General features: G+C 48.6%; 11 protein-coding genes and 1 pseudogene. 9 read left to right on the top strand and 3 right to left on the bottom strand.

Annotated elements, in window-relative coordinates:
- Positions 1 to 54: 54 nt before the first annotated feature.
- From ACPXXB_RS10415 to lipA, 4 genes are all read left to right on the top strand, one after another.
- The gene (locus tag ACPXXB_RS10415) at positions 55 to 567 is read left to right on the top strand and encodes an iron-containing redox enzyme family protein (RefSeq protein WP_423907225.1); all 513 of its coding nucleotides are present in this window, start codon (positions 55 to 57) and stop codon (positions 565 to 567) included.
- Between the two features lie 3 nt (positions 568 to 570).
- Positions 571 to 1,431: an EamA family transporter gene (locus tag ACPXXB_RS10410; RefSeq protein ID WP_423907223.1), complete on the top strand. Its 861-nt coding sequence runs from the start codon at positions 571 to 573 to the stop codon at positions 1,429 to 1,431.
- A 52-nt stretch (positions 1,432 to 1,483) separates the two neighbouring features.
- Entirely contained in the window at positions 1,484 to 2,053 is a 570-nt protein-coding gene (locus tag ACPXXB_RS10405) for a LysE family translocator (RefSeq protein ID WP_423907221.1), read from the top strand.
- 190 nt (positions 2,054 to 2,243) lie between these two features.
- Positions 2,244 to 3,212, top strand: coding sequence for a lipoyl synthase (gene lipA / locus ACPXXB_RS10400; RefSeq protein ID WP_423907220.1), 969 nt, complete (start codon positions 2,244 to 2,246; stop codon positions 3,210 to 3,212).
- A 43-nt stretch (positions 3,213 to 3,255) separates the two neighbouring features.
- On the opposite strand, the gene chrA is transcribed toward lipA, so the two are convergent.
- The 3 genes and pseudogenes from chrA to ACPXXB_RS10385 form a co-directional block, all read right to left on the bottom strand.
- Positions 3,256 to 4,701: a chromate efflux transporter gene (gene chrA / locus ACPXXB_RS10395; RefSeq protein WP_423907219.1), complete on the bottom strand. Its 1,446-nt coding sequence runs from the start codon at positions 4,699 to 4,701 to the stop codon at positions 3,256 to 3,258.
- Positions 4,682 to 5,473: a chromate resistance protein ChrB domain-containing protein gene (locus ACPXXB_RS10390; protein ID WP_423907217.1), complete on the bottom strand. Its 792-nt coding sequence runs from the start codon at positions 5,471 to 5,473 to the stop codon at positions 4,682 to 4,684. The genes chrA and ACPXXB_RS10390 overlap by 20 nt, the downstream gene beginning before the upstream one ends.
- Before the next feature lie 251 nt (positions 5,474 to 5,724).
- Positions 5,725 to 6,701 (bottom strand): annotated as a pseudogene (locus ACPXXB_RS10385) (IS30 family transposase).
- A gap of 100 nt (positions 6,702 to 6,801) precedes the next feature.
- Here ACPXXB_RS10385 and ACPXXB_RS10380 point away from each other — a divergent pair.
- From ACPXXB_RS10380 to ACPXXB_RS10360, 5 genes are all read left to right on the top strand, one after another.
- A complete protein-coding gene (locus tag ACPXXB_RS10380; protein ID WP_423907216.1) occupies positions 6,802 to 7,512 on the top strand; it encodes a 2OG-Fe dioxygenase family protein in 711 nt (236 codons plus the stop codon).
- Between the two features lie 24 nt (positions 7,513 to 7,536).
- Positions 7,537 to 8,244 (top strand): LysE family translocator, encoded by a 708-nt coding sequence (locus ACPXXB_RS10375; protein WP_423907214.1) that lies wholly within the window; start codon positions 7,537 to 7,539, stop codon positions 8,242 to 8,244.
- Between the two features lie 355 nt (positions 8,245 to 8,599).
- Positions 8,600 to 9,619 (top strand): amino acid ABC transporter substrate-binding protein, encoded by a 1,020-nt coding sequence (locus ACPXXB_RS10370; RefSeq protein WP_423907212.1) that lies wholly within the window; start codon positions 8,600 to 8,602, stop codon positions 9,617 to 9,619.
- 236 nt (positions 9,620 to 9,855) lie between these two features.
- Positions 9,856 to 11,049 (top strand): amino acid ABC transporter permease, encoded by a 1,194-nt coding sequence (locus tag ACPXXB_RS10365; RefSeq protein ID WP_423907210.1) that lies wholly within the window; start codon positions 9,856 to 9,858, stop codon positions 11,047 to 11,049.
- Positions 11,050 to 11,054: 5 nt separating this feature from the next.
- Positions 11,055 to 12,182, top strand: a complete 1,128-nt coding sequence (locus ACPXXB_RS10360; RefSeq protein WP_423907208.1) for an amino acid ABC transporter permease — start codon at positions 11,055 to 11,057, stop codon at positions 12,180 to 12,182.
- The last annotated feature ends 7 nt before the right edge of the window (positions 12,183 to 12,189 follow it).

Genomic DNA, 12,189 nt, shown 5'->3' with positions numbered 1-12,189 from the left:
AATGAAGTTGTAGATGATGAGGTTGCAATGATGATTCCATGATTGCAACATTCGATGAAACAAGTAATATCATCTAATCTTTGGGACGAATGTGGCCATGGGAATTTAGATAATTTTCATACTACTTGGTTAAGAAGATTGTTAAATTCTTTGGGTGATACTGAAAGTATTGTTAACTACAGAAATAGAAAACCATGGTTTGCATCACTTACATCAAATTCGTTCAATTATTTATTGACCTCACCAGGAAAAGTGTTATCAGCTTATGGGCATTTTTTAGTTACTGAGAGTTGGGCTGAGCCACATTTTACAAAAATGTTAAACGGAATGGATAGAGTTGGATTAGTTGATGATGATATTCAAATTTACTTCACAGCTCATAAGACAATAGATCCATTTCATACTGCTGAAATACTAATGGGGATAAAAAATATGCAACCTGCATTATCCAGTACAGGACTTAAGGAAATTGTTGATGGTGTGCAACAGGCTATAGCTGCTGGAACACTTATGTATAACAGCCTTTATGCACATTTCTCCAATACGCGGAAACCTTCAAAAAAATAAATTATGAAACCAATACACATAATATTTGCCGTATCTGTATCTGCTATTTGGGGGGGAAACTTTGTGATTACCAAGATGGGTTTGCAAGAATTACCCCCAATATTATTCACATGCATAAGGTATACATTGATTGTATTTCCATTAATATTTTTCATTAAAAGAGATACGTTGACATGGAGGTTGATTTTACAGATTGGCACGACCCTTGGGGTCTTTACATTTACGCTTGCATTTATAGGCATAAGTCTTGGGATGCCTGCTGGTATGACATCTTTGTTAATGCAGTTTCAGGTTATATTTACATTAATATTATCGGCAATTTTCTTAAAGGATTCGCCAACGACAAGTCAGCGTATAGGAGCAGCTGTTGCTATTTGTGGTATTTGTATTTTAATTTTTGATTCCAGCAATTCTCTATCAGTTATCGGGTTGTCATTTGTTTTGGCAGGCGCCTTTTTTAGTGGCCTTACTAAAATCTTCATGAAAAAAGGCGGTAACTATGACACCTTCCGCTTAATGGTTTGGATGAGTATTATCCCTCCTGTGCCTTTGTTGCTATTGTCATTGATTTTTGAAACTGGACAAATAGACGCTTTAATGAATATATCCTATAAAGGGATTACTGCCTTATTATTCAACTCTTTTGTTTCTACTTTGGTGGGATTTGGCTTAATCGGGTATCTAATCAAACTATATTCTCCGAATAAAATTGTTCCCTATGCATTTTTGGTTCCAGTATTTGGGCTAATGCTCGGGTATTTGTTTTTTGGCGAAACACTAAGTTCAGCAGAAGTTGTGGCTTGTGTTTTTATATTGTGTGGACTAATTTATCCACAGTATGTGGCAATAAAGAATGCAACCTAATGATGTTTTGGGGTAAATAAAATTCCAATACTTTATTTTATTTTTTGGATTAATGTTTCCTTTGGTTTTTAGTCCCGGGCCCGCCAATATAGTTTTTGCCGCATCAGGCGTTAAGCAAGGCGTTAAAAAATCTATTCCGCTAATCATCGGGGTGAATTTGGTTTTTGTTGTTTATTCACTGATTATTGGTTTTGGTTTTGGGGAATTTTTAAAGCACTACCCTGATGTGATTTTTGTCGTGCAATTACTAGGTGTTATCTATATTACCTATTTAACTTATAAATTTATAAGACCACAAAAACACAAACAAATTAATGGCGAAAAAACTTACACTTTTGTAGATGGCGTTATTTTACAAATGCTAAATCCCAAGGGTTTGTCAATGTTGTTTTTGATGTTTTCCGTGTTACTTGATGGTAGTTTTAACCAAATACAACAAGTGATATATTTGGTTATTATGTTGGCAGTGCTTAATATTTCAACGCATTTTATTTGGGTTGCTGCAGGCAGTAGTATTGCCCAATGGGTAAGCAATCCAAAAGTGGAACAATTGCTAAATTATTTTTTTGCCGTATCTTTATTATTAGTGGCAGTTTGGTTGTTGTTACCACTTGATTTTTAGTTATCATGGCGGCAGCCCCGTTGTCGTTGGCCCTGCTCAAGCCTCGCTGGTGAAAATGACCGGGTGAAAATGAAAGCAATTTACATGTATGGACAATATAAACAGGATAATCGTTATGAAAAGAGAATCAATAAAACAAAAATTAAAAAATCTTGTCTCTCCTGTCGATCCATAATAATGGAAGAAAACCATGCAACCCGCGGCCGGTAAATTAAATAAAATAATTCAGGGCGAAAAACTTCGCGGCAAGGAAAAGATGGCGCGAATTCCAGTCAGGATTGCGCCCCTGCCGCGCGCTCAGCTGCTCAGAAAACCGAAATGGATTCGCGCCAGTTTCACCGGCACTCCAGCGGTTTCTGAACTCAAAAAAATACTGCGGTCAAAAGGATTGCACACCGTTTGCGAGGAAGCGGCCTGCCCTAATCTCGGCGAATGTTTCGGCAACGGCACGGCGACATTTTTAATTATGGGCGATATTTGCACTCGGCGATGCCCGTTTTGCGATGTGGCACACGGGCGACCCAACCCCCTGGATGCGGATGAGCCACGCAATCTCGCCGAAACCGTGGCCGCGATGGGCCTGAACTATGTGGTCATCACTTCTGTGGATCGCGATGATTTGCGCGATGGCGGCGCAACCCATTTTGTCGAGTGCATCCGCGCGATTCGATCTCAATGCCCAAATACGAAAATCGAGATTCTCACGCCCGATTTTCGCGGCAGAATAGAGGTTGCCGTGGAGATTCTGGAAAAATCCCCGGCCGATGTGTTCAATCACAATCTGGAGACGGTTGCGCGATTGTATAAACAAGCGCGACCGGGAGCAGACTATCAATATTCGCTGGATCTTTTGCAACGCATGAAACGAAACCAACCGGCCGTGCCGACGAAATCCGGCATCATGCTGGGGCTCGGCGAAACCCGAGATGAAGTGATCGAGGTGATGGATGATTTGCGCCGGCATGAGGTGGAAATACTCACCTTGGGACAATACTTGCAGCCCAGCCGCCATCATTTACCAGTGCAACGATATTGGCACCCGGACGAATTTGCGGAATTGGGCGAGATTGGAAAGACGCTGGGATTTTCCAATGTTGCGTCCGGAGCAATGGTCAGATCTTCCTATCACGCCGATTTGCAGGCGCACATAGAAACCTGAGTCTGTTACTGCACAAGCTGCTGACCTCCATTGCGACAGTTCCTCAAAAGTAGAAAATTAATCCGCCAAGAACGATACTCGCTGCCAGCGTCTTAATTATCCCAACCTTGCACCGCATCAGAATCAAGGCGCCAATAGCCAGCAACGCCGACCATGGGTGCAGGGTGTCCCAAACCGGTATCTGAATGTTCATGCCCAGGCTATGGATTTCACGCAATTCGCTAAACAATACATGCATACTGAACCAAACCGACAGGTTTAGAATTACACCGACGATAGCCGCCGTAATTCCGCTGAGGGCGGTGCTCAAGGCGCGATTACCGCGCAAGGATTCGATATACGGCGCACCCAAAAAGATCCACAAGAAACAGGGCACGAAAGTGACCCAACTGGTCAACAATGCACCCAACATTCCGGCAACCATCGGATCAAGCGGGCCCGGGTTCCGATACGCGCCCACGAAGCCGACGAACTGAACCACCATAATCAATGGCCCGGGCGTGGTTTCGGCCATCCCCAAGCCATCCAGCATTTCGCCCGGGTTGAGCCAGCTGTAGGTGTTGACCGCTTGTTGCGCCATATAGGCGAGCACGGCATACGCCCCGCCGAAGGTAACAACCGCCATTTTGCTGAAAAACACGCCTTCCTGCACATACACATGCCCGAGGCCCAATGTAATCGCCAACGCAATGACCGGCCCGAACCAAAGGGCGAGGCAGCAAGCCAGCACCTTCCAAGCACGTGTGCGAGACGGCGCCACATGCTCCAACTTGCCCTGCTGCAACGCGCGATCCAAGGCATAATCCTGCATCGGCGTCGCGTTATCGTCAGCACTCTTTTCAGGTTGGATGATTTGGAACTTGGCTGGTGCTATTCGGTCGCCTAAAAATCCGGCCAGACCAGCACCGACAACAACCAACGGGAACGGCACGCCAAAGAAAAATATGCTGACAAAAGCCGCTACTGCGATGGCAACTAAAAAATTGTTCTTCAGCATTTTCCTGCCGATGCGCACAACTGCCTCGAAAACCACCGCCAAGATAGCCGCCTTGACACCAAAAAAAACGGCTTCAATGATGTGCAAATCCCGGTATTCCACATACAGAATGCTGATCAACAAAATGATTGCCGCACCCGGCAGAACAAACAGCACGCCGGCGACCACGCCGCCGCGGATGCGGTGCAGCAACCAGCCCAGATAAATCGCCAACTGCTGTGCCTCCGGACCTGGCAATAACATGCAATAGTTAAGTGCGTGCAGAAACCGGCTTTCGCTGATCCACTTTTTTTCATCCACCAGTATGCGGTGCATCATGGCAATTTGCCCAGCCGGCCCGCCGAAACTTAACCAGCCGATTTTCACCCAAGTCCAAAAAGCTTCAACAAAACCAATGCCATGGCCAGCCGTGGAATCCTGTCCACTTGGCAACGCTCCATCCGCTGACAAAAATTGCCCGACTCTATTTTTTCTATTTTTCTTTTTGTTCATTGGAAGCATTGCGGCACCAGCTGTATAACGCATCATAAAAAATCATTCCTTTTTCCAACATCTCCTGATCATCCCGATAGAGTGCCGACAGCCCCAGAGAAAGCGCGACCAGACCGGCCGCCTGCGGCGCCAAATCCAGTTGCACGGTACCCGCGCCGCGGACAACGGCAGCCATTTTTTTCAGCGCCGCATCGCGCATGTCAAAATGGCGGATAAAGGCATCGAAACTACAAAACCCGCGGTCATGCGCGAAGGGTGTATCCGCACCCGGAACATCAAAAACGATTGCGCCGGTTTCCACGGCAATTTCCTGAACCCAGTCGGCTTCCACATAATGAAAGACCGCGCTCGGATCGATGAACCGCCGAATCAGCCAAGGGCAGGCGATACGGTCGATCTTCGGATTTTCCCGCGTTATCCAATGCTTTCCCTGATGCGCCGTCATTGCCTTGCGTGGCAGGGTGGTTGCGCCGGCAGCCTCCCATGCACCAAAACCTCCTGTTAGATAACGGGCATGGATGCCTTGAGATCGCAATATCGCAACCGCCGCTTGACTGACCTGCTGACTATGAACACAATAGATAACCACCTCTTTTTCATCGGGAATCTCTCTCGCCCAGTCGCCAGTAACCAGATGATCGCGCCAGTAAGCGGTGGGAATCATGCGCTCGGCCTCCTCGAATGCCTGCAAACGGCGAACATCAATAATCATCGGCGCCGCATACGTATGTATCGCAGAAAACAACTCATCTACAGCAATAGAATTTTTCATTTTGGGGAATACCGCCTCATACAATTTTAATGTTAACGATAATAAAATCAAAAACAGTTTTTAAGCAATTTCTGCATCAACACCCTTTTTCTCCATTGCTCATATTTATATCATACTGTAGCTCAGAAATATGCACATATAAAAACTTCTAAAAATACTGCTGATAAACTGATAGGAACCAAAATACTTGCTAAATATTCAAGGCCACTTATGCCTAACCTGTCAATTGATCTATCGGTGGTCTCTAGTTTCTATTGCAACAGTTCATTAAAAACCTCAAAAGGCGTTTTCCAGTCTAACACGTTACGCGGTCGTCCATTTAATCGATCTTGAGCCTTGCGCACTGCATAAGCGCTGACTTGATTAAAGTCCGTGCCTTTCGGAAAACACTGCCTGATCAAGCCGTTGGCATTCTCATTGGCGCCGCGTTCCCATGGGCTGCGCGGATGGGCAAAATAGACCTGCATGTTGGTCTCTTTGGTGAACAAGCGATGCGCCGCCATCTCTTTGCCCTGATCGTAGGTCAGGGTCAGTTTCATCTGTTTCGGTATCGTTCGCAGTTTGCGCGCAAACGCCTTGCGCACCGTTTCGGCGTCCTGTCCCTTCAAGCGCGCCAGCAACACCGTCCGGGTGGTGCGCTCAACCAGCGTGCCAAGCGCGGATTGATTGTGAGCGCCCTGGATTAAGTCGCCTTCCCAATGCCCGGGCACAGTGCGTTCAGCCACTTGCGCCGGCCGCTCCTCAATACTGATCATCTCTGGAATCCGACCCCGCCGGTCAAGGCCCCGGCTGCGGGGCCGCCGCGCCTTTCGATGCTGCCGCAAACAACGCAACAGGGATTGACGCAGACCCCCCGAGGCAACGCATACAAATACGTGTAGATGGTTTCGGCGCACACGCGCATGCGTTCATCCCCAGGATAATCCAGCTTGAGCTTGGCGCTGATTTGCGCCGGCGACCACTGCTTGCGAAGTCCGTTGATGACGACCCAACGCAAACCCTTGTCTTTGGACAACTTGCCCGAACGACGATAACATCGCCGCCGAGCCTTGTTGTCCGCGGTGACCGCCAAGTAATAAAATCCGCTCTTGCTGCGGTTGAGTTCACGACTGATGGTTGATGGACTGCGATAAAGTTGCCGGGCAATTTCACGGACGCCCGCGCCACAATGATACAATGCGCCGATGGCTTCTCGCTCCACCAAGCTTAGACGATGATAAACCTTCATTCTTCAACGCCTCGCTTGATATTGTTGTATTCATACTATAGGTGTTGCGTTAGAATTTAGAGACCACAATCTACAATTATCAATAGAGAGGAAAACTAACATGTCCGAAATATATCCAAAAAACTACGCCGTTGTTAATGTTGGGGATTTACTTACACAATATGCGCCGCAGTTTGAAAACCTCGGGCCAGATATATATCACCCTGCTGAAAAAGGTGGGCGTAGTCGTAAGCTGGCTCAGTATCATGCAATTTTTGACGCTACAACTCAAGAAGCGGATATCACCAGACTTATAACCCAACCTTTCTTGCAAGGTCAAACAAATAAACTAACTGGTCACATCGAAAGGCCGATTGAATCGGTAAACTCGGATGTTGATTTCACGCCTTATATTCTAAACGGATTTAAAACTATACAAAAAAGATGGCCGTTGCATGATGTCGAAAACGAATGGCTGACTAACTGCCATCAAATAAGAACCCATGCTTATAACCCGAAAGAGGGCATCCCAGTGCCTGAAGGAATACACAGGGATGGTGTTGAATACATAATGATGGGCTGTGTATCACGTGTGGAGATAAAGGGTGGTGTTTCCCATGTACATGACACGGCAGTATCCCCGCCCATTTTTGAGACAACTTTAGAACCAGGAGAGGCAATAATCATAGATGACCGTGAACTTTTCCATATGGCTACACCGATTTTGGCGAATGAGGACTACGGATACCGTGATATGATCCTTATGGGCTTCCATTTCTGGAGTCGTGGACATTATCGTGCTAATTGGCGGGATAACATATACAAAGATTAAGTGTAAGAGTGATATGCAATCAATTTGGGCAAGAAAAACATACAAAATCCTTCTTGTAATAACTTAATTTGGAGTACGTACATGTATATAGAGGAAATATATTACTTTTTACCTAGCCTTGTTACGGTCTATGCAGCCACCTTGGTCGCCTTCATTAGTCCGGGGCCTAATTTTTTGGGCATTGTTTCCAGTTCTGTGCACAGCAGAAAAAACGGCGTATTGGTTGCGCTTGGCATCAGCGTGGGAACTGGGATATGGGCATTATTTGCCGCAACAGGCATTACTACACTCTTGAGTATTTACGAAAATGCCGAGATTGCTATGCAAATTCTTGGTGGCGGCTATTTATGCTGGCTTGGCTATAAGTCTCTGAGATCAGTCTTTATATCCGCCAAGTTAATTATTGACGACGGGGATCAATCAGAAGATTCCACTGCTTTCGCCAGTTTCAGAAAGGGTTTGCTCATTCAAATGACAAACCCCAAAACAGCCTTGTACTGGCTGGCCATCACGTCGATAGCAATATCTCCCGCTTCTCCCATGATCATTATTTTTCTATTGGTGACGGGATGCTTGGTAATAGCCGTCTTCTGGCATGCGCTGTTGGCGCTCGTTTTTTCCTCCGGGCCGGCTCGGAGTTTTTATCTCAGGCTAAAGCCATGGATATCCGGGCTCTTTGGCATATTATTCATAACCTTGGGACTGAGGCTGGTATTTAATAATTTGTGGTGAGGTTGTCATTTGCGCTGGCATTGCAGGTTTGTGCCCCGCTTCGCGGGACGGATATATGGCTGGATTCCGGCTTTCGCCGGGCGGTTATACCGATGTCGGCCAATTCAACCGCGCACCGGCCGACTGGCCTGTTTTGCAACACCGAACGCCCTCACCAAGCCCTGGCCCTGCGCTCTCCCGTACAATCACTGTTTATCAACCACCCGAAGTGCCATATGTTATGGACTTATACACGCGATTGACAGGTTTCTTTGAGAGTGGTAATATATTCTAACTATAGACAATAATTGTCAAAATCGTAATATATTTAATGGGTCTTAGTTAAGACCATACTTAACAATTTTAGGAGATTCCAATGAAATTACCAAAGATCGCGGCACTTGCTACCGCGCTATCGCTAACCGCGATAACAGCCTCTGCTGGCACCCTTCAGGATGTTCAAGCCAGAGACGAGCTCAATTGCATCATTTCAACAGGGCTTATCGGCTTTGCCGCGCCGGATGAAAACGGCCGATGGGAAGGTGTGGATGTTGACCTCTGTCGTGCGGTGGCCGCTGCCGTTCTTGGCTACGCCGAAAAAGTCAAATTCATCCCGGCCACCACCAAAAACCGTTTTACCGTTTTGAACTCCGGGGAAGCCGACATCCTGTTTCGCAACACCACTGAGACCATGAGCCGCGATACCGACCTGAAACTGACCTTCCTGCCCATTAACTACTATGACGGACAAGGCTTCCTGATTCGCAAGGATTTAGGCATTACCTCCGCCAAGGATCTGGATGGCGCCTCGGTTTGCATCCAGACCGGCACCACCACCGAGCTCAATCTGGCTGATTTCTTCCGCACAACCGGGATTTCCTATGAGCCGGTTGCGGTCGAAACCAACGAAGAGGGCATCACCAACTACAACGCCAATCGGTGCGACGCGTACACCACCGACGCCTCCGCGCTGGCTTCTATCAGAGTCGCACTTGAGAACCCGTCGGGCCACATAATCTTGCCGGAAATTATTTCCAAAGAGCCTCTGGGCGGCGCGGTTAGACAGGGTGATGACCAGTGGGCAGACATCGGCAAATGGGTTGTCAACGCCGTAATCAATGCCGAGGAGCTTGGCGTTACCCAGGCGAATGTTAAGCAACTGGCCAGTGCGCCCGGCGACAATCCAAGCATCAACCGCCTGCTCGGCACCGAAAGCAATATGGGCGAGATGCTCGGCTTGGACAACGCGTGGGCGGTGCGCGCCATTTCCGCGAGTGGCAACTATGGCGAATCCTTTGATCGCCACATCGGCCCGAACACGACGATTGGCCTTGCGCGCGGTCTCAACGCCCTGTGGAAGGACGGCGGCATTCTATACGCCGCGCCGATTCGATAAATCGGCTGTTTGCATCGGCTTATCGCGGGCCAGACCGGGGCGCTTCAGCGCCCCGGTCTGGCCCGCGAACCATCAAAAACCACTTGAAATTGGCGCGATACCGATTAAAATCAGCATCAACATGGAATGGTGTCCGCTGAAATCAACGGCTGGGCCAAAACCGCCCGCCCACAAGACGCCAACGACCCCTCCTGATAATCATGCCTCAATAATCATGGCCCCATGAGCACGGCACAATGACTGAAATAGCCCTATCCCGACCGCAGCGAAACATCGTTTCCCGCCTGTGGAACGACAAAGAGACCCGCCAAGTAATCATCCAGATACTGGCTTTCGCGGCGATATTCGCGTTCTTCTTCATCATAGTACGCAACGCGATTTTCAACCTTGAGGCGATTGGCAAGGATCTCAGCATGAATTTCCTGTCGCAGCCGTCTAACTACGACATTAGCCAGTCGTTGATCGAATACAGTTCGCGTTCGACCCATTTTCGCGCGATGATGGTCGGCATCATCAATACGTTGCTGGTGGCGGTTTTCGGCATCGTATTAGCGACCATTATTGGTTTCTTGTTGGGGGTATGCCGACTATCCAAAAACTGGATCGTCAACAAATTGGCATATGTGTATATTGAATATGTGCGTAATGTGCCGGTGTTGCTACATATCTTGCTGGTGCATGGCATTATCGTCAATTCCCTGCCAACGCCGAAGAACGCGGTAGTTGTGAACGAGGTGGCGTTTCTCACCAATCGCGGATTCTTCATCCCCAGCCCCGACTTCCAGCCATTGTATTGGGTAGTGGCCGCACTGTTTGTCATCAGCGTCATTTCCAGCTTGTGGTTCCGAAAATACGCTCAGAAAGTGCAGGATCAAACCGGCAAGCATTATCCAGTATTCTGGATATGCTTTGGCGCCATCGTCGGTATTCCTTTCATTATGTATTTCCTGCTGGGCTCGCCCATCGTCTGGGAGATTCCCGAACTCAAGGGATTCAATTACAAGGGCGGCCTGGTCATCCGCCCCGAATTCATCGCCCTGTGGCTGGCATTGTCCATTTATACCGCGGCCTTCATCGGCGAGATCGTGCGCGCCGGTATCAGCGCGGTGGATTGGGGGCAAAACGAAGCGGCCGCGGCATTAGGCGTTACCCGTGGCCGCACCCTAAATCTGGTGGTGATTCCGCAGGCGTTGCGAATCATCATCCCGCCCTTGACTAGCCAGTATTTAAATCTTGCCAAAAACTCATCGCTGGCGATCGCCATCGGCTATATGGACATCGTCGCCACCATCGGCGGCATCTCGTTGAATCAGACCGGGCGCGAAATGGAATGTATGGCCATCGTATTGACGTTGTACCTGATATTCTCGCTGTTGATATCGTCCGGTATGAACTGGTACAACAAGCGAATTAAACTGGTGGAAAGGTAACCATCATGGCATCAAACGAAAAAAGCTATGCGCCCGGCCAACATCCGAATCTGCCGGCGCCGGCAAATCTGGTTGGCCCAATCGCATGGATTCGCGGGAATCTGCTGTCGTCTCCGACCAATATTGTGCTGACGGCTTTAGCGGCCTGGTTCCTGTACATCATTGTGCCGTCGGCACTCAACTGGCTATTTCTCGATGCGGTATTTACCGGCGAGGATCGCAATGCCTGCCGGGTCGCCGGAGAGGGTGCCTGCTGGGCTTTCATCGGTGAAAGATTCAAGCTTTTCACCTACGGATTTTATCCGCTGGAACAGCGTTGGCGCGTCAATCTTTCGTTTGTGTTGCTGTGCCTGGCGATGGTGCCAGTATTGTTCGACAAGGTTCCCCACCGCAAATACGGCCTTTACTATGCGGTCGCGTTCCCGTTTATTGCCGGTTGGTTGCTGGTCGGGGGGAATATACTCGGACTGGAACTGCCGGCGGTGGCCACCGACAAATTCGGCGGCATTATGCTGACCTTGGTAATCGGCGTAACCGGCATCGCTTTTTCCTTGCCCATCGGCATTCTGCTGGCGTTAGGCCGGTCATCCAGACTGCCGCTGATCAGGGTTTTCTGCATCGGCTTCATCGAATTTATCCGCGGCGTGCCGCTGATTACGCTGCTATTTGTCGCTTCCACCATGCTCAGTTACTTCTTGCCGCCGGGCACCAAGTTTGATTTGTTGTTGCGCGTGTTGATTATGGTAACGCTGTTTGCTTCGGCCTATATGGCCGAGGTGATTCGTGGCGGGCTGCAAGCGATTCCCAACGGTCAGATTGAAGCAGGCGATGCGCTGGGCTTGAAATACTGGCCAGCGATGCGCCTCATCGTGCTGCCGCAGGCGCTGAAAATTTCCATTCCGGGCATCGTCAACACCTTCATCGGTCTGTACAAAGACACCACGTTGGTTATTATCATCGGCTTGCTCGACCCGCTCGGCATCGGCCGCGCCTCGCTTGCCGACACCAAATGGACTGGGCTTTCCAATGAAGTCTATATTTTCGTCGCTATATTTTTCTTTATCTCGTGCTTCGCGATGTCCCGCTATTCGCTCTATCTCGAAGGAAAACTCGAAACCGGACACAAACGATAACGCCAAA

The sequence above is a fragment of the Candidatus Spongiihabitans sp. genome (assembly GCF_965237845.1).
GTDB lineage: Bacteria > Pseudomonadota > Gammaproteobacteria > Arenicellales > Poriferihabitantaceae > Spongiihabitans.
This window is presented reverse-complemented; position numbering and strand designations above follow the sequence as displayed.